Below are 17,683 nucleotides of genomic sequence, written 5' to 3' on the forward strand. Positions count from 1 at the left end.
CATCGGCGCCGTGGTGATCCCCGTGGATACCCACGCCGACGCGCTGCGGGCGCTGGCCGCCGGTCAGCACGACTACGCCCTGGTCGCCAACCTGCCGGCGCTCTACCTCAGCCGCGAACTGGGGCTGACCAACCTGATGCCGGTGGCGCGGCCCTTCGCGCTGCGCTACGGCTATGCGGTGCGCCAGGGCGACGCCAACCTGCTGGCCAAGTTCAGCGAGGGGCTGGCCATTCTCAAGAACACCGGCCGCCACCAGGCGATCTACGACAAGTGGTTGGGCCCTTTGGAGGGCCGCGAGGGTATCCCGTGGCAGAAGGTCGGCCAGATCGGTGCGGCGCTCTCCGCACTGCTGTTGCTGATTCTGGGCGCCATCGTGATCTGGAACCGCATGCTCAAGCGCGAAGTGGCAGCGCGCACCGCGGAGCTGCACCAGCATCAGCAGCAGCTTATCCAGGCCGACAAGATGGCCTCGCTCGGCGTGCTCGTCTCGGGCGTGGCCCACGAGATCAACAACCCCAGCAGCCTGCTGCTGCTGAACCTGCCGGTGCTGCGCGACGCCTTTGCCGACGCCGAGCCGATTCTCGAAGCGCATTACCGTGACCATGGCGACTTCCCGTTGGGCGGGCTGCCCTATTCGCGGATGCGCGAGGAGATTCCCGGCATGATCGACGACATGCAGGAGGGCACCCGGCGCATCAAGCGCATCGTCGGCGACCTCAAGGACTTTGCCCGCCAGGGCGGCGACGAACAGGCCGAAAGCTTCGATCTCAATACGATGGTGGCCACCGCCGTGCGCCTGGTCGACAACTCGATCCGCCAGGCGACCAGCCGTTTCGAGACGCACTACGCCAGCGATCTTCCGGCGCTTTCGGGCAATGCCCAGCGCATCGAGCAGGTGGTGATCAACCTGGTGCTCAACGCCTGCCAGGCCCTCGAGCAGCCTGCGTAGGGAATCCGCCTGACCACACGCCACGACCGCGCCCAGGGTAGGGTCGCGCTGGAAGTGCGCGACCAGGGCCGATGCATCGCGCCCGACGCCATGCATCGGCTGACCGACCCCTTTTTCACCACCCGCCGTGAGTGTGGCGGCACCGGCCTGGGCCTCTCCGTTTCCGCCGGCATCGTCGGCGAACACCAGGGCAGCCTGACCTTCGACTCCCAGCCCGGCCGGGGAACCTGTGTGACCCTGTCGCTGACGACCGCGCCCCCTACCGCGGCGGTGCCGAGCGGCGCCACCGATAGAGTCGGTGGCGCTGACACAGCAGTCGATTCTGATCTCCGGCGAGAGCGGCGTGGGCAAGGAGCTGATCGCCCGGGCGGCCCATACCCTGAGCGGCCGGCAGGGTCCACTGATCAGCGTCAACGTGGCGGGTCGGCCTCGATACGTCGAGGCCGGCCGAACAGACCCAGGCATGGGGGCTCGGCCGCAGAGGACGGACATGTAGAGCTGGATAGAAAGTATCCACACGCGAGCGCAAACGCGGCTCGGCCAAGGTCGCGTCGCCAGCTATATCCCGGCGTTGGCCCAGCAGGATCCCGAACGGCTCGGCATCGCCGTGTATACCAATGCCGGCGAACTGTATACCGCCGGTGACGCCGGGACTCCCTTCTCGATCCAGAGCATCGCCAAGGTGCTGCTGCTTACCCTCGCCCTGCGTACCATGACCATCTGTGGCATGTACGACGCGGCCGGCGACTTCGCCTAGCGTGTCGGTCTGCCGGCCAAGAGCGGTGTCGGCGGCGGTATCGTCGCGGTGGTACCGGGCAGGATGACTGTCTGCGCTTGGTCGCCGGCGCTCGACGGGAACGGCAACTGGGTCGCCGCCCAGCACGCCCTGGAGCTGTTCGCCGAGGAATTCGATTCACACCAGATGGCAACATGAGGCGCCTGGCCCGTGCCGTCGGCCGCAGCCCATGACGCGCCCACGGCCGGGCGGGTATACTGTTCCGCTCGAATGCGCAGCCATGGCGCTCGCCCCCCTTTGCCTCGTGCGAACGGGGGCATTTGCGATCCGGAGCCCGATATGTCCCAAGGTACGCTTTTCATCATTTCCGCGCCTTCCGGCGCCGGCAAGACCACTCTGGTGCGCGAGCTGATCGAGAGCCTCGATGGCATTCGGGTCTCGGTGTCGCACACCACCCGGGCCCGGCGGCGTGGCGAGGTGGACGGCGTCAACTACCACTTCGTGGAGGTCGGCGAGTTCGAAGCGATGATCGCACGCGGCGAGTTCTTCGAGTACGCCCGTGTATTCGACAACTTCTATGGCACGTCGCGGCCGGCGGTGGAAGCCCTGCTCGATGCCGGCCAGGACGTGATTCTCGAGATCGACTGGCAGGGCGCGCGCCAGGTCCGCGAGCAGATGCCCGAAGCGGTCTCTATTTTCATCCTGCCGCCTTCACGCGACGAGCTGGAGCGGCGCCTGGCCAGCCGCGGCACCGACGAGCACGCCACCATTGCCCGGCGCATGCGTGACGCAGTCAGTGAGATGTCGCACTATGACGAGTACGATTACCTGGTCATCAACGACGATTTCACCACCGCCCTGCGCGAGTTGCAGTCGCTGGTGATCGGCCGACGCCTCAGCCTGGCCCGGGTGCAGGAGTCGCATGGCCCGCTGCTGGCGGCGCTGTTGTCATAACCCAGCCGCCGGCGCTTGTCATGACCTCAGTCTCAGGCGCTTGTCCTTCCCCCGGCCGCTGGCGCTTGTCAGAGCCGCCGGGCGTCGAGTAATCTAGTCTGTCCTGTTCCACCCTGGATTGCCGCTGATTGGCTAATCCCCAAACGCTTTCGGAAGACCCCAATATGGCGCGTGTCACCGTCGAAGATTGTCTGGATAACGTCGAAAATCGCTTCAAGCTGGTGATGATCTCCACCCAGCGCGCTCGTCAGCTCTCGCGCGGTTCGCGCGACGCCCAGCTGCCGTGGGAAAACGACAAGCCCACCGTGATGGCGCTGCGCGAGATCGCCGCCGGGCTGGTCGACCATACCGTGCTGGACGAGCCGATCGAGGCGCCGGTCAGGATTCGCCGCGAAGGCGAACCGGGCATGTCCTTCGAGGAGTAAGGCTGTCACCCAAGGCGCGCTAATGTTCACCATCGACGACCTGGCCGACAGACTCGGCGGCTACCTTCCTCCCGACGAGATCCAGCAGGTCAAGCGCGCCTTCTACTATGCCGAGCAGGCCCATGACGGCCAGCGCCGGCGTTCCGGCGAGCCCTACGTGACCCACCCCCTCGCCGTGGCCAACATCCTCGCCAACATGCACATGGACCATCAGAGTCTGATGTCGGCCATGCTGCACGACGTTATCGAGGATACCGGCGTCTCCAAGGAGGCCCTTGCCGAACAGTTCGGCAAGCCGGTGGCGGAGCTGGTGGACGGCGTCTCGAAGCTGACCCAGATCACCTTCGAGGACAAGGCCGTCGCCCAGGCCGAGAACTTCCAGAAGATGGTGCTGGCGATGTCGCGTGACATCCGCGTGATCATCGTCAAGCTCGCCGACCGCCTGCACAACATGCGCACCCTGGGCGCCCTTCGTCCGGAGAAGAAGCGCCGCATCGCCCGCGAGACGCTGGAGATCTACGCCCGCATCGCCAGCCGCCTGGGTATCAACACCATCCGCGTGGAGCTCGAGGATCTCTCCTTCCAGGCCCTGCACCCGATGCGCGCCGAGCGCATCAAGCGCGCCGTCTCCAGCGCCCGTGGCCACCGCCGCTCGGCAATACGCCAGATCCAGAATGCCCTGCAGCGGAGCCTCGACGACGAGGGCCTGCCGGGCACCGTGATGGGCCGCCAGAAGCACCTGCTGTCGATCTACAAGAAGATGCGCGACCAGCGCAAGCCGTTCGCCGAGATCATGGACGTGTTCGGTTTTCGCATCATCACCGAGGACGTCGACAGCTGCTATCGCATCCTCGGCGTGGTGCACAACCTCTACAAGCCGGTACCGGGGCGCTTCAAGGACTACATCGCCATACCCAAGGCCAACGGCTACCAGAGCCTGCACACCACCCTGTTCGGCAGCGGCGGCATGCCCATCGAGGTGCAGATCCGCACCCGCGAGATGGAAGCCATGGCCAACAACGGCATTGCCGCCCACTGGCTCTACAAGGCCGGCCAGACCGACCATCCCATCGCCGAGGGCAGCCACGCCCGCGCTCGCGAGTGGGTCAAGGGGCTGCTCGAGATGCAGCGCCACGCCGGCGATTCGCTGGAGTTCATCGAGCACGTCAAGAACGACCTGTTCCCCGACGACATCTACGTATTCACGCCGCGCGGCGACATCATGGAGCTTCCCCAGGGAGCCACGGTGATCGACTTCGCCTACGCCGTGCATACCGATATCGGTAACAGCTGCATCGCCTGTCGCATCGATCGCCATCTGGCGCCGCTCTCCACCCGCCTCGAGAGCGGCCAGACGCTGGAGATCATCACCGCGCCCGGGGCACGACCCAACCTGGCCTGGCTCAACTTCGTGGTCACCGCCAAGGCACGTTCGGCGATCCGCCATGCGCTCAAGCATCAACAGCACACCGAGGCGGTGCAACTCGGCCGGCGACTGCTCAACAAGGCCCTGGCCGATTTCGAGACCAGCTTGGAGGAGCTGCCGGAAAATGTGTTGCCGGAGCTACTGGATGAGCTGTCGCTGAAGGGCGAGGAGAGCCTGCTGGAATCGATCGGCCTCGGCACGCGGGTGGCCCATGTGGTGGCGCGGCGCCTGATCGACCTGCTCCACGGCGACTCGGCCGAAGCCAGCGAGCGTGTGCTCACGCCTCAGGGGCCCATCGTCATCAGTGGCGCCGAGGGCATGGTGATCAAGTTCGCCCGCTGCTGCCATCCCTTGCCGGGCGATCCGGTGGTCGGTCATCTGTCGGTGGGCAAGGGCATCGTGGTGCACCGTACCGAGTGCCGCAACCTCGACGAGCTGAAGAACGATCCCGACAAGCTGTTCGCGCTGGAGTGGTCCAACCAGATCAGCGAGGACTTCCCGGTGGCGCTGCGTATCGAGATCGAGAGCCGCCGCGGTTTGGTAGCCGAGCTCGCCAGCCTGGTCACCGACGCCGACGCCAACATCGAGCGTATCGGCATCGAGGAGCGTGACGCCCGCCTGTCCATCGTGCATCTGACCCTGGCGGTACGCGATCGCGTGCATCTGGCGCGACTAATCAAGCGCATCCGCAACCTGTCCCACGTCGGCAAGATCACCCGCGTAGGTAATTGAACCCGTTTCGGCCCGTCCGCCGCCGACCGCGGCGGACGGGTTTTTCATTGACCCTTGCGACACAACGCGAACATCACAAGGAGAGCGTCATGAGCAACAAGGCCGTCATCAATACCGAAAAGGCTCCCGCCGCCATCGGCCCTTACTCCCAGGCCATCAAGGCCGGTAACACCGTTTATCTTTCCGGCCAGATCCCGCTGGACCCGGCCACCATGGAACTGGTTTCCGACGACTTCGAGGCCCAGGCACGCCAGGTCTTCACCAACCTCAAGGCGGTATGCGAGGAGGCTGCCGGCTCGCTCGGCGAGATCGTCAAGATCAACCTCTACCTGGTCGACCTGGGCAACTTCGCCATCGTCAACCAAGTCATGGAGGAGTTTTTCGCCAAGCCCTACCCGGCGCGCGCCGCGGTGGGCGTGAAGGCGCTACCCAAAGGGGCGCAGTTCGAAGCGGAAGCGGTGATGGTGATAGGAGATTGAGGCAAGCGTGCGCCTCTTCCTGGCCCTGATGCCGCCGCCCGAGCTGCGAGAGCGACTCGGAGAACTGGCGGAAATCGCCCATGCCCGCTGTGGCGGGCGCCGCATGCCCGATGAGAGCCTGCACCTGACGCTGGCCTTTCTCGGCGAAGTGGAGGAAGCGAGAGCGGCCGAACTGGTCGAATGGGTACAAGGCCTCACCATCCCACCCGGCGAGTGGCACCTCGACTGCTGGGGCGGCTTTCGCCGACCCGGCATTGTCTGGGTCGGCGCTCAGGCAGCGGATCCGGCCCTGTCGCAGCTGCAGGGCCGGCTCTGGAGCACCCTCGAGCCGCTCGGTTTCGGCACGCGCCCCACCCAGTTCGTCCCGCATGTCACCCTGCTGCGACGCGCTGCGACACTACCGTTGGAGTACCTTCCCCCCATTGAGCTGTCGTGGTTCTATAATCAGCTTGAGCTGATTCAATCGATCACCGACGAACGAGGTGCCCGTTACCGGCGTCTAGCCATATCGCAGAGCTGAACATCAAGGATGAAGGTGAGCCTTTTATTGGCCGACCAATTAATGGCACACAAGAAAAGGAAAAACGACATGCTTCGAACAAGGACCCAGTTGGCTGGGCTCGCCGCCAGCCTCGCGATGGCCGTCAGCCAGGCCTGTCTGGCAGATCTTTACGTGGCAGGTGGCATCACCAGCGAAACGGCCGCCGCCGCTCGAGTCGAATTCGACACCCTGATCGGCCTTGATCATCTGCATCCGCAGTTCGATCTTCGTCTGGCTACCGGTCTGCTGCTGCTCGATGGAGATGAGAGCGACGAGAATGCCGCCTGGTTGCTTACCCCAATGCTGCGCTATACCTTCGACGGGGAGCGTAACGTCTTCGTCGAAGGGGGCATCGGCGCCGCTATATTTCTCGACGCGCGAATAGGTTCACGCGACCTTTCGACGGCGTTCCAATTCCAGGACCGCCTGGCTCTGGGAGGCTCGATGGGGCCTGGCGAACTCTCATTGAGCTTCACGCACTATTCCAATGGGGGGATCAAGGACCCCAACGAGGGCATCGAGGTACTGGCCCTGGGCTATCGCTTGCCGCTGTGAGCGTCGGGCGATCGAACCCGGCAGCGAGCAATGACGGGCACCGAAGCGACGGACGCTGTTTCTCGCAGCGCCCGTCGCGTCAGAATGTCATCAGACGGGTTCGACCAGGAAGCCGCCCTCTTTCATCACCTGGGCATAGCCTTCGCGGTAGCTGGGGTAGCGGAAGACGTAGCCCGTCTCGAGCAAGCGCGAGTTGTCGCAGCGCTTGCTGGCGCGCTTGCGCAAGGGAGCCTGGATTACTTCGGTGGGTTCCACCTTGAGCTGGCCGGCGAGCCATAGCATGACCTCATGGAGCGGCTCCGCTGCGCAGTCGCTGGCCAGGTAGAGGTCGTCGAGCGGCTTACCCGCCATATCGAGGCCGATCAGATGGGACAGTACGCCGGCACAGTCGTCGCGGTGAATGCGGTTGGAGTACATCGGCGGAGCCTTGGGCGCGATGCGGCCTTCCAGCACCTGGCGGATCAGGCGATCCCGTCCCGGACCGTAGATGCCGGAGAAGCGCACCGTGGTGCCGGCCAACGCACTCTCGCGCAGGGCCTGCTCGGCCTCGCGCATCACCGTTCCGGAGAAGCCGGCCGCTTCCGCTGGGCTCTCCTCATCGACCTGCTCGCCCTCCTTCTGGGCATAGACGCTGGTGGAAGAGACGAAAAACAGGCGCTCCGGTGCCGTCTCACGACCCTCATAGGTGCGCAGCACTGCCATGAGGCCATCGCGATAGGCAGTCCGATAGGCCGCCTCGTCGAAGCGGTCGGCGCTGAGGATGTAGACCACGTAATCGGCATCGGGCAGGGTTGACAGCGCGTCTTCGTCGACCAGGTCGAGCGCCAGCGGCTCGATGCCGGTACCCTCCAGCGCTGCGGCGCTGCGGCGGGCGCCGATAACATGATAACCGGCCTCCAGCAGTTCCCTACCGAGCACCATTCCAATGTCGCCACAGCCAAGAATCAGTATTGTCTTCTTCAACTTTCTCTCGCCCCCTGATAAAAAGTCCCTATTGAAAGTCGTCTATCGTCCGAGAGGATGCCCACGGGGCACCAAGATATGACTCTAACAGAACTTCGGTACATCGTAACCTTGGCGCAGGAGCGCCACTTCGGCAGGGCGGCCGAGCGCTGCTTCGTTTCCCAGCCCACGCTGTCGGTGGCGGTCAAAAAACTCGAGGAGGAGCTCGGCGTGGCGCTGTTCGAACGCTCCAAGTCGACCGTGCAGGTGACCCCGCTGGGCGAGAAGATCGTCGAGCAGGCCCAGCGCGTACTTGAGCAGAGCAGCGTGATCAAGGAACTGGCAAACGCCGGCAAGGATCAATTGGCAAGCCCGCTGCGCATTGGCGCCATCTACACCATCGGGCCCTACCTGTTCCCGTACCTGGTACCCGCGCTGACGCGCAGCGCCCCGCAGATGCCGCTCTACATCGAGGAGGGCTTTACCGCCAATCTACGGCGCAAGCTGCGTAGCGGCGAACTTGATGCCATTATCATCGCGCTGCCGTTCACCGAGACCGACGTAGTCACCAAGCCTCTCTACGAGGAGGAGTTCGAGGTGCTGATACCGGCCGATCATGCCTGGGCCCAGCGCGAATTCATCGACAAGGAGGATCTACTCAAGGAGCGGCTGCTGCTGCTGGGCGAGGGCCACTGCTTCCGCGACCAGATCCTCGAGGCCTGCCCCGCCATCAGTCATCAACTCAACAGTCCCAGCAATACCCTGACCGCCGAAGGCGGCTCGCTGGAGACGATCCGCCACATGGTCGCCTCCAAGCTCGGCATCACCGTGCTACCGCGTTCGGCCATCGGCACCGGACATTATGAAAGCGGGCTGCTCATCAGTCGGCCGTTCAAGTCGCCGGCACCGTCGCGCACCGTGGCGATTGCCTGGCGCGCCAGCTTCCCACGGCCCAAGGCGATCGATGCCATCACCGATGCCGTCCGGCAGTTTCACGAGGCGCTTCCCGCATCGGCATGAGCGACCTCGACGCGCCGATCACCTCCCTGAAGGGCGTCGGGGAAGCGCTGGCCGTAAAGCTGGCACGACTGCGCGTGGAGAGCGTTGCCGACCTGCTGTTTCATTTGCCGCTGCGCTACCAGGACCGCACCCGGATCACACCGATCGGTACCCTGCGGGCCGGGCATGAGGCGGTGGTCGAGGGCGAGGTCTCGGCCAGCGACGTGGTCAAGGGGCGCAGGCGTAGCCTGCTGGTCAGGCTGCGCGATGGCTCGGGCATCCTCAGCCTGCGCTTTTTCCACTTCTCCCCGGCCCAGCAGCAACAGTTCCGCCCGGGTGTCCGAGTGCGCTGCTTCGGCGAGGCCCGTGCCGGTGCCACCGGGCTCGAAATCTACCACCCCGAGTACCGTCTGCTCAGTGCCGATGCCCCGCCGGTGGAAGATCATCTGACGCCGATCTATCCCACCACCGAGGGGCTGCACCAGACGCGGCTCAGAGCGCTGATCGAGCAGGCCCTGGTGCGACTCGACGAAGCCCCCGAGGCATCATTGCCTGACTGGATCGGCGAGGAGCTGCGTGCACGCTTCGGCTTGCCTGAGCTGCACCACTGCTTGCAGGTACTCCATCGACCCTCTCCCGAGGTCGACCCCGAGCGCCTGGCCAGCGGCAAGCACCCGGCGACTCGGCGTCTGGCGCTAGAGGAGCTGCTGGCCCATCGCCTGAGCCTGCAGCAGGTACGCCAGCGGATCCAGCAGGACGGCGCTCCGGCGCTGCCCAGCGGGCGTGGCCTGCAGGCCCGCTTCCTCACCCAGCTGCCGTTCTCGCTGACCGGCGCCCAGCGCCGCGTGCTCGACGAGATCGGCGCGGACCTGGCCCGCGAGGTGCCCATGCTGCGCCTGGTGCAGGGCGACGTGGGCTCGGGTAAAACGGTGGTCGCCGCCATGGCGGCGCTGTCGGCCATCGCCGGAGATTGTCAGGCGGCGATGATGGCGCCCACCGAGATACTGGCCGAGCAGCACTACCGCACGCTCAGGGCGTGGTTCGAGCCGCTCGATATCGAGGTGGCGTGGCTGGCCGGAAAGCTCAAGGGCAAGGCCCGGCTCGATACCAAGGCCGCCATCCTGGACGGTCGCGCGCGCATGGTGGTCGGTACCCATGCGCTGTTCCAGGGCGACGTCCACTTCCAGCGCCTGGGGCTCGCCATCGTCGACGAGCAGCACCGCTTCGGCGTGCACCAGCGCCTGGCGCTGCGCGAGAAGGGCGAGGCCGGCGGGCTGACGCCGCACCAACTGGTGATGACGGCCACGCCGATCCCGCGCACCCTGGCGATGAGCGCCTATGCCGATCTCGATGTCTCGATCATCGACGAATTGCCGCCCGGGCGCACCCCGGTGAAGACGGTGGTGGTGCCCGACGAGCGGCGCCCCGAGGTAGTGGCGCGCATTCGTCACGCCTGCGCCGAGGGCCGTCAGGCCTATTGGGTCTGCACCCTGATCGAGGAGTCCGACGCGCTGCAGTGCCAGGCCGCCGAGGCGACCCGCGACGAACTCACCGAGGCGCTGCCGGAACTCGCCATCGGCATGGTTCACGGCCGCATGAAGGCCAGCGAGAAGGCGGCGGTGATGGATGCCTTCAAGGCCGGCGAACTCGACCTCCTGGTGGCCACCACGGTAATCGAGGTGGGTGTCGACGTTCCCAATGCCAGCCTGATGATCATCGAGAACCCCGAGCGGCTCGGGCTTTCGCAACTGCACCAGTTGCGCGGCCGGGTCGGCCGCGGCATCAGCGAGAGCTTCTGCGTACTGCTCTACCACGGACCGCTGTCGGCCCACTCCCGCGAGCGCCTGGCGGTCATGCGCGAGACCACCGATGGTTTTCGTATCGCCGAGAAGGACCTCGAACTGCGCGGCCCCGGTGAAGTGCTCGGCACACGCCAGACCGGTCTGGCGCAGATGAAGATCGCCGACCTGGAGCGCGACGCCGACCTGCTGGAGCGCGTCGCACCCTTGGCCGAGGCGCTGCTGACCAGTCACCCCGAGGCCAGCCGGCCGCTGATCCGGCGCTGGCTGGGCGAAGAAGCGGGGCGCTACGGGCAGGTGTAGCGGTGGCTCAGCCGGCACCTGCCGTAACAGCAGTTTCGCGATCGTCGTGCACCGAGATCAGACGCTCGGCAGCTTCGGTCAGCGGACCTAGCTGCTGGGCGATCAGCAGCAACTGCGTCTGCATGGGCCGATAGCCCTCCTCTTCCCCCTCCGGCGGCTTGCCGTCGAGCCGACCCTCGAGGCGATCTTCGAGAATAGCCATCAACGCCTCGCGCGCCTCCTCGAGCCCGGCGGTGGCGATGCGTCGGGCCAGATGATCCGCCAACGCTTCCAGATAGTCGGCGATGCGCTGCCCCTCGATAAGCAGCCGGGCATCGTGCGCCTCCTCGCCGAGCCGCTTTCGATGTGCTCCCAGCGCTGAAAGATAGCTCAGCAGCGTATGCGACAGCACCAGGAAGCGGAAGCCGTCATCGGCGACACGCTTGCGATACGGCTCGGGTTCCTGCAGCACGTTGGCCAGCAGCGTCGACAGTGCCGCATCGGCGTTGTGCGCGTTGCGCCGCGCCAGGCGATACGCCAGGTCATCCTGCTTGCCGCTGGCATACTGGTGCAGGATCTCCTCCAGGTAACTGTGGCTGGCCACGATCGCGTTGGACGCCTCACGATGCAAACGCCGCCCCTGCCAGTCGGGCAGGATGAAGAATACGGCGGCACCGGCAATCAGCGCGCCGAGCAAGGTGTCGAAGAGCCGCGGCCAGATCAGATCGAAGCCGTCGCCGACCTGGTTGAAGCTGCACAGCACCAGCAGGGTGATGGCCGCGGTGGCGATGACGTAGTGCTTCTCGCGGGTGGCGAAGAAGGTGACACCGGCGATCACTGCGATCAGCGTCTGCAGCAGAGCGGTGGGAAACAGCGTGATCGACGCCCAGCCGACCAACAGTCCCAGCACGGTGCCGGCAATGCGCTGAGTCAGGAAGCGCCGGGTAGCGGCGAAATTGGGGCGACACACGAACAGCGTGGTGAGCAGAATCCAGAAACCCTGCTCGGGATGGGTCAGGTGCAGCAGCCCATAGCCCGCCATCAGCGCAATGGGTAGCCTTACCGCGTGGCGGAAAGTGGGCGAGGCCAGCGTCAGATTGAGGCGGATACGCTCCCAGGCATCGCGCAGGCTACCGGGCGAGCGGTCGAACAGTGCCGCATCGCCCGGATCGTCGCTGGCATCGGGGTTGTGTCCCGTGGCCAGCCGCTCCTCGAGGGTGGCGAGATTGTCGGCCAGGGCGTTGAGCGAAGGTATCAGCTCCCGCCACGCGGGGTTGCGCATGGCCCGTAGGTGCTCGATGGAGGCACGCAGGTCGGCGAGTGCCTGCTCGCTCTGGTCGTGCTCGAAGGGGCGGTCGAGCAACAGCGCCTTGCCCAGCCGTTTGCACGCCAGCCCCTGCTGGTCGAGCAGGCGCTGGCAGCGAAACAGCACGTCGTGATGGAAGAAGGCCTCGGTCAGCCGGGCATAGGGGTAGTGCGTGGAGCTGGCGCGCTCGTGAATCTCCTGGGCGATGAAGTAGATGCGCAGGTAGCGGTTGAGCTTGCCCTCACCGCGCTGCCCTTCGAGCCGGCGAAAGATCATCTCCTTGGCCTGGTTGAGCGCCGTCACTACCCTGCCGTTCTGCTGCGCCAGCGCCACACGGCGCGCCTCGATGTCGATGCCGCGCAGCGGCTCGAACAGCGTCGCCTTCAGCATCAGGTACCTGCCCAGCTCGCGATAGAGCTGGGCCATGCTCTGCTTGACCGGCTGGCGCGAAAATAGCGCACACCAGATCACCGATATCGCGCCGTACCAAGCCGCCCCCGAGAGGATCAACAGCGTCTGATCCCAGTCGCCCGACTGCGGTACGCCACCGTGATGCTCGATGTTGATCATGGTGTAGAGGGACAGGATCAGCGTGCCGGAGGCGATGGTGGCATAGCGCTGCCCCACCGCCCCGAGCATGATCAGTACGAAGGTCGCCACCCCCAGCCCCAGGGCGAACAGCCATGGCCAGGGAAACAGCCAGCGCACGACGAGCGCCGCTGTGACAAAGCAGACCAGCGTGACCGCGAGCGCCTGCAGGCGGCCCTGCCAGCTGTCGTCGGTCTCCGACAGCGCGCTGGCGATGATGCCGAGGAAAAGCGGAATCACCAGGCTGATGTCGGCCAGCACCCAGCTCAGCAGTAGCGCACCACTGAAGGCGAGAAACACGCGCAGGCTGTAGGCGAACTTGTCCAGCGTCCACAGACGGCGTAGAGAGAGCGTTAGCGAGATCGGCATGGAGCTCTTGGGCGTTAGCGTTGGAAGGCCATGCGGACCATTCTACCCGACACTAGACTTTCGTATAACTCTTAAAGCCTGGCAGCAGCCGGCGTCAGGATACGCAAGCGCAGAAGCGGAATGACGCGCCATGCCAAAATAACGCGACTACCGGGAATTAGAGCCGCTTGAGCAGTTTCTGCAGTTTCTGAAGGTCGCTCGAATCACCGACCAGGCGCACCTTGCCGGCGATCATGCCGTCGAGAAAGGCCTGCTGGGTCGGCTTGCGCAGCACACGAACGGCACTGGCTTCATCATCGAAACGCAGCTCCAGGTCGAGGTCCACCGGCAGCCCCGCGCCAGTCTGTATGCCTTGGGGCGACATGCGGAAGTGACGCGCGATGGAGAGATCCTCGGTGGCGATTCCCCAGTCGAGGCGGCGCACCTCGGCGAGCGCCTGGCGGAAGTCCGGCTTGCGGCGCAAAGCACGCTTGAGCATCAAACCCAGTAGCCACAGTATCAGTCGCAGCTTCATATCGAGTCCGATTCGAGCGAGGAGAAGAGGTATCGCGGCCTGACGGACAGGCCGCGCCACGAGAGGGGATTCGAGGCTCCGAATCAGCCCTTGCCGACGGCGTCCTTGAGGCCCTTGCCCGGCTTGAAGGCAACGGTCTTGCTGGCCGGAATGGCCAGTGGCTGGCCGGTTTGGGGGTTCTTGCCGGTGCGCGCGGCGCGCTCTCGCACGGTAAAGGTACCAAACCCGATCAGTGAAACATCCTGCCCTTGGGCCACGCTGCCGGTGATCTCGTCGAGAATGACGTTGAGCACCTGGCTGGCCTTGTCTTTCGAAAGTTCCGCACGCTCGGCAATTGCCGCAGCAAGATCTGGCTTACGCATACTACAGCCCTCCTGGTATTGGCTATGTCCCGGCACGCTGCCGGTGAGTTGTTATTCATCAATGGTAAAACTAGAGCCGTCTGTCACTTCCCCCGGGAGAGCCCGTTCCCTTGCGTGGGTTCGTCCCTTGCTCTTGAAGCTTCAAGCGCGGCAATCAACGGCGGCCCGTACTGCGAAGCCGGCCGAGGCGATGACGTGACTAGCCTAGCAACGGCGGCGTCGCTCGCGCCAGCTCAACTTTCCGCTTCACGCAGGCTCCTGTCAACGCAAAGCCGATCAAACGTTCGTCTCTATCTTCGGCGAAGGCAGCCAAGTCGGCGCCCTCCCCCTCGATTCGCCAGCGGGCCGGCGCTGACAGCGGGGGTAGTGCAACCACCGGTAACAGCGGCGTTTTCACCAGCACCGGCCAGGCACCGTAGCTCACCTCGGTGGGTGTCCCGCTCAGTGTCCGTGCCAATGCCTTGGCGCTGGCCTGCAGCGGCTGCACGTACATGGCGTTGACCCCGGCCACGCAGGCCACGTCGCCCAGGGCATGAATGCCCGGCACCGACGTTTGCAGGTAGCGGTCGACCTGGATGCCCGCCGCCCCCACCTCCAGCCCGGCCGCCCGGGCCAGCTCGCTGCGCGGGCGCAGCCCGGTAGCGACAAGCACCAGATCGGCCTCGAGTCGTTCGCCGTCGTCGAGCGCCACGCCGATATCGCTGCCGGCCGCCTCCAACCGCGCAACGCCACGCCCCAGGTACAGCACCATGCCCGCATCACTGAACGCCTCGCCCAGCGCCCGGCCCAGCGGCTCTGGCAACAGCCGCGGCAAGGGCGCATGCTCCGGCGCCACCAGGCTAACCGCGTGACCGCCCGCCATCAGGTCGTTGGCGAACTCGCAGCCCACCAGGCCGGCCCCGACGATGGCCACGCGGGCACGGCGGCCAAGTGCTGCCAGGGCGGCATGAAAAGCGCGGTAGTCATCGAGATCGTTGATGGTGAAGACACGGCCGGCAAGTTCTTCGGGTATGTCGAAGGGCACGGCGGGCGCAGCGCCGGTGGCCAGCACCAGCTCGCCCCATGCCAGGCGCTCCTCGCCGATATGCAGGCACCCCCCCGCCGGGTCGACGGCTTCGACCTGGGTTCGGGTGCGTACCACCGCACCCAACTGGTCGGCCACTTCCAGTGCCGAGCGTGCTGCTAGCCGCTCTGGGGGCAGGTGCTTGGCAAAGCCGGTGGAGAGCAGCGGCTTGGAGTAGTCGTCGCCGCTGTCGGCCGTGATCAGGGTAATGGAGCGCTCGGCATCCAGCGCACGCAGCTGCTTGAGCAGGCCAATGCCCGCCATGCCGGAACCGATGATGGTAAGAGGTGCGGTCATGGGGCTCCTCGCGATGGCTGGGCCGCGGCCGAATGGCGCGGCCCAGCACGGGGAATCGTGTCAGAACCGCATGTTACACTATGCGCCCCTAGTTCGACCCGGAGAGTGCCGGTGACCCGGAACCACGCGGAGCGCCACGCCAATTCCCGTCTTTCTGCCACCTGGCGCCCCCTGCCCGCGGGCCGACCGGCGATGAGCCCGGCGTGGTGGGCCTGGGTAGCCACACGGGATTCCCTCACCGCACGGCTGATCGAAGCCGGCGCCGAGCGCTCTTTTCGCGTGCGCCTGCTCGATCAGCGCCTGGGGCAGCCGCGCCTCGACGAAGCCCAAGCTCTGGGGCTGCCCCTCGATCGCCTCGCCTGGCTGCGAGAAGTGGCGCTGTGCCTCGACGAGCGGCCCTGGGTGGTGGCCCGTTCGGTGGCGCCGCTGGCCCAGATGCGGGGTCAACGTCTCGAGCGGCTCGGCGAGCGTTCACTGGGCAGTTGGCTGTTCCGCCAGCCCGGCCTGGTGCGCAGCCCCATCGAGGTCACGGTCGCCCCGGCCCCCTTCCATACCTTGACCGGCCCTTGGGGACGGCGTTCGGTGTTCCGCCACGGCCGCTTCGCGGTGCTTGTGCAGGAGTTCTTCCTCGACGCGATGGCGGATGAATTGGGCCTGCCATCACGCTAGGATGATCGCCATCGAATGAGGAGACACCGATGGATCGCTCTCTGATGCGCCCCAAAGGGCTTGCCCGCCTGCCCGACTTCCTGCACCTGATGCGGCTGGACCGCCCCATCGGCACCTGGCTCTTGATGTGGCCCACGCTATGGGCACTGTGGATGGCCGCGGCGGGACTCCCCGAGCGGCATCTGCTGCTGATCTTCGTTGCCGGGGTCTACCTGATGCGCGCCGCCGGCTGCGTGATCAACGACTATGCCGACCGCCACTTCGACGGCCACGTGAAACGTACCAGGAACCGCCCGCTTGCCACCGGGCGCATCGGCGAGCAAGAGGCCAAGTTCCTGTTCGCCAGCCTGGTCGCGGCGGCCTTCGTACTGGTGTTGTTCACCAATCCGTTCACCGTCATGCTCTCGCTGGTAGGCGTGGTTCTGGCCTTCATTTACCCGTTCATGAAGCGCTATACCCACCTGCCGCAAGCGTTTCTCGGCGCCGCCTTCTCGTGGGCGATCCCCATGGCCTTTGGCGCCGTGCTCGGCCATGTGCCGCTGGAGGCCTGGCTGCTGTTCGCTGCTAACGTGACCTGGACGGTGGCCTACGATACCCAATACGCCATGGTCGACCGCGACGACGATCTCAAGATCGGCATCAAGTCCACCGCGGTGCTGCTGGGCCACGCCGACCGCGCCGCCATCGGCCTGCTGCAGCTGGTCACGTTGGGCCTGCTGGGCTGGGTCGGGTGGCGGCTGGGGCTCGGCGTGTTCTTCTGGCTAGGGCTGGCGGGCATGGCTGCGACCTTCGTCCATCAGCAGTTCTTGATACGGGAACGCGAGCGCGAGCGCTGCTTCCAGGCCTTCCTCAACAATCACTGGTCGGGGCTGCTGGTGTTCGCCGGCATTGCGCTGAGCCTGTGGCCCGTTACCGGCACCTGAAGCCGCTGGCGAGGGTGTCATCCAACTGTCATGATGACGTGGTGAGATCGTCACCGACCCGTCACTGACCGCGAGGCTTCGGGATGACCGCCAAGACCGTACTGATCGTCGATGACGAAGCGCCAATCCGCGAAATGATCGCGGTGGCGCTGGAGATGGCTGACTATCGCGTGCTGGAGGCCGCCAACGCGCAGAGCGCCCACAGCATGATCGTCGACAACCAACCCGACCTGCTGCTGCTCGACTGGATGATGCCGGGTACCAGCGGCATCGAGCTGGCACGTCGGCTGAAGCGCGAGGAGGCCACCCGCGAGCTGCCGATCATCATGCTCACGGCCAAGAGCGAGGAGGACAACAAGATTCAGGGCCTCGAGGCCGGCGCCGACGACTACATCACCAAGCCCTTCTCTCCGCGCGAGCTGGTGGCCCGTCTCAAGGCGGTACTGCGCCGCACCACGCCCAAGGGAGTAGAGGAGACGGTGGAAGTGGACGGCCTGCTGCTCGACCCGGTCAGCCACCGCGTCAGCGCCGATGGCCGTGCGCTTGAGATGGGACCCACCGAGTACCGCCTGCTGCAGTTCTTCATGACCCATCAGGAGCGCGCCTACACCCGCAGCCAGCTGCTCGACCAAGTCTGGGGCGGCAACGTTTACGTCGAGGAGCGCACCGTGGACGTGCACATCCGTCGCCTGCGCAAGGCCCTGGGCGATGCCCACCAGCATCTGGTCCAGACCGTGCGCGGCACCGGCTACCGCTTCTCCAACAAGGGCTGA

Annotated in this window: 19 protein-coding genes and 2 pseudogenes; 16 read left to right on the forward strand and 5 right to left on the reverse strand. The window is 65.7% G+C overall.

Features of this window, described 5'->3' with window-relative positions:
- Window positions 1-10: 10 nt before the first annotated feature.
- The 11 genes and pseudogenes from HNO52_RS21360 (at window position 11) to HNO52_RS20570 (ending at window position 6,797) form a co-directional block, all read left to right on the forward strand.
- Window positions 11-949 (forward strand): hypothetical protein, encoded by a 939-nt coding sequence (locus HNO52_RS21360; protein WP_442907083.1) that lies wholly within the window; start codon window positions 11-13, stop codon window positions 947-949.
- A gap of 54 nt (window positions 950-1,003) precedes the next feature.
- Window positions 1,004-1,138: pseudogene (locus HNO52_RS21180) on the forward strand (ATP-binding protein); the annotation flags it as partial.
- 100 nt (window positions 1,139-1,238) lie between these two features.
- Window positions 1,239-1,373: pseudogene (locus HNO52_RS20535) on the forward strand (sigma 54-interacting transcriptional regulator); the annotation flags it as partial.
- A gap of 87 nt (window positions 1,374-1,460) precedes the next feature.
- Window positions 1,461-1,706 (forward strand): glutaminase, encoded by a 246-nt coding sequence (locus tag HNO52_RS21365; protein ID WP_442907187.1) that lies wholly within the window; start codon window positions 1,461-1,463, stop codon window positions 1,704-1,706.
- Between the two features lie 48 nt (window positions 1,707-1,754).
- Entirely contained in the window at window positions 1,755-1,883 is a 129-nt protein-coding gene (locus HNO52_RS21370) for a glutaminase (RefSeq protein ID WP_332107655.1), read from the forward strand.
- Between the two features lie 141 nt (window positions 1,884-2,024).
- Window positions 2,025-2,639 (forward strand): guanylate kinase, encoded by a 615-nt coding sequence (gene gmk / locus HNO52_RS20545; protein WP_197567002.1) that lies wholly within the window; start codon window positions 2,025-2,027, stop codon window positions 2,637-2,639.
- A gap of 164 nt (window positions 2,640-2,803) precedes the next feature.
- Window positions 2,804-3,064: a DNA-directed RNA polymerase subunit omega gene (rpoZ, locus tag HNO52_RS20550; protein ID WP_167112868.1), complete on the forward strand. Its 261-nt coding sequence runs from the start codon at window positions 2,804-2,806 to the stop codon at window positions 3,062-3,064.
- A gap of 22 nt (window positions 3,065-3,086) precedes the next feature.
- A complete protein-coding gene (locus tag HNO52_RS20555) occupies window positions 3,087-5,222 on the forward strand; it encodes a RelA/SpoT family protein (RefSeq protein WP_197567003.1) in 2,136 nt (711 codons plus the stop codon).
- An 89-nt stretch (window positions 5,223-5,311) separates the two neighbouring features.
- A complete protein-coding gene (ridA, locus tag HNO52_RS20560; RefSeq protein ID WP_167112872.1) occupies window positions 5,312-5,701 on the forward strand; it encodes a deaminase RidA in 390 nt (129 codons plus the stop codon).
- 7 nt (window positions 5,702-5,708) lie between these two features.
- Window positions 5,709-6,221, forward strand: a complete 513-nt coding sequence (gene thpR, locus HNO52_RS20565) for an RNA 2',3'-cyclic phosphodiesterase (protein WP_197567004.1) — start codon at window positions 5,709-5,711, stop codon at window positions 6,219-6,221.
- Window positions 6,222-6,290: 69 nt separating this feature from the next.
- Window positions 6,291-6,797, forward strand: coding sequence for an acyloxyacyl hydrolase (locus tag HNO52_RS20570; RefSeq protein ID WP_197567005.1), 507 nt, complete (start codon window positions 6,291-6,293; stop codon window positions 6,795-6,797).
- Window positions 6,798-6,887: 90 nt separating this feature from the next.
- Here HNO52_RS20570 and HNO52_RS20575 read toward each other — a convergent pair whose 3' ends face one another.
- Complete coding sequence (locus HNO52_RS20575) at window positions 6,888-7,760, reverse strand: NAD-dependent epimerase/dehydratase family protein (RefSeq protein ID WP_197567006.1); 873 nt, start codon at window positions 7,758-7,760, stop codon at window positions 6,888-6,890.
- Between the two features lie 78 nt (window positions 7,761-7,838).
- Here HNO52_RS20575 and HNO52_RS20580 point away from each other — a divergent pair, with 78 nt between their 5' ends.
- Both HNO52_RS20580 and recG read left to right on the forward strand, forming a co-directional pair.
- Window positions 7,839-8,759 (forward strand): hydrogen peroxide-inducible genes activator, encoded by a 921-nt coding sequence (locus tag HNO52_RS20580; protein WP_197567007.1) that lies wholly within the window; start codon window positions 7,839-7,841, stop codon window positions 8,757-8,759.
- Window positions 8,756-10,840 carry an ATP-dependent DNA helicase RecG gene (gene recG / locus HNO52_RS20585; protein ID WP_197567008.1) on the forward strand — a complete coding sequence of 695 codons (2,085 nt, stop codon included), beginning with the start codon at window positions 8,756-8,758 and terminating at the stop codon, window positions 10,838-10,840. Before HNO52_RS20580 ends, recG begins: the two co-directional genes overlap by 4 nt.
- Window positions 10,841-10,847: 7 nt before the next feature.
- Here the strand turns inward: recG and yccS are convergent, their stop codons facing one another.
- From yccS to HNO52_RS20605, 4 genes are all read right to left on the reverse strand, one after another.
- A complete protein-coding gene (gene yccS / locus HNO52_RS20590; protein WP_197567009.1) occupies window positions 10,848-13,082 on the reverse strand; it encodes a YccS family putative transporter in 2,235 nt (744 codons plus the stop codon).
- Between the two features lie 157 nt (window positions 13,083-13,239).
- A complete protein-coding gene (locus HNO52_RS20595) occupies window positions 13,240-13,596 on the reverse strand; it encodes a hypothetical protein (protein ID WP_197567010.1) in 357 nt (118 codons plus the stop codon).
- Between the two features lie 83 nt (window positions 13,597-13,679).
- The gene (locus tag HNO52_RS20600; protein ID WP_167112900.1) at window positions 13,680-13,958 is read right to left on the reverse strand and encodes an HU family DNA-binding protein; all 279 of its coding nucleotides are present in this window, start codon (window positions 13,956-13,958) and stop codon (window positions 13,680-13,682) included.
- 199 nt (window positions 13,959-14,157) lie between these two features.
- Window positions 14,158-15,318, reverse strand: coding sequence for an FAD-dependent oxidoreductase (locus HNO52_RS20605; RefSeq protein ID WP_197567011.1), 1,161 nt, complete (start codon window positions 15,316-15,318; stop codon window positions 14,158-14,160).
- 111 nt (window positions 15,319-15,429) lie between these two features.
- Between HNO52_RS20605 and HNO52_RS20610 the strand changes: the two genes are divergently transcribed.
- The 3 genes from HNO52_RS20610 to phoB all read left to right on the forward strand — a co-directional run bounded on the left by HNO52_RS20610 (window position 15,430) and on the right by phoB (window position 17,683).
- Entirely contained in the window at window positions 15,430-15,987 is a 558-nt protein-coding gene (locus HNO52_RS20610; protein ID WP_232090426.1) for a chorismate--pyruvate lyase family protein, read from the forward strand.
- A gap of 29 nt (window positions 15,988-16,016) precedes the next feature.
- Window positions 16,017-16,910 (forward strand): 4-hydroxybenzoate octaprenyltransferase, encoded by an 894-nt coding sequence (ubiA, locus tag HNO52_RS20615; protein WP_197567012.1) that lies wholly within the window; start codon window positions 16,017-16,019, stop codon window positions 16,908-16,910.
- Between the two features lie 83 nt (window positions 16,911-16,993).
- Complete coding sequence (phoB, locus tag HNO52_RS20620) at window positions 16,994-17,683, forward strand: phosphate regulon transcriptional regulator PhoB (protein WP_167112906.1); 690 nt, start codon at window positions 16,994-16,996, stop codon at window positions 17,681-17,683.

Source organism: Halomonas sp. MCCC 1A13316, from assembly GCF_014931605.1.
In the GTDB taxonomy this organism is placed as follows: domain Bacteria; phylum Pseudomonadota; class Gammaproteobacteria; order Pseudomonadales; family Halomonadaceae; genus Halomonas.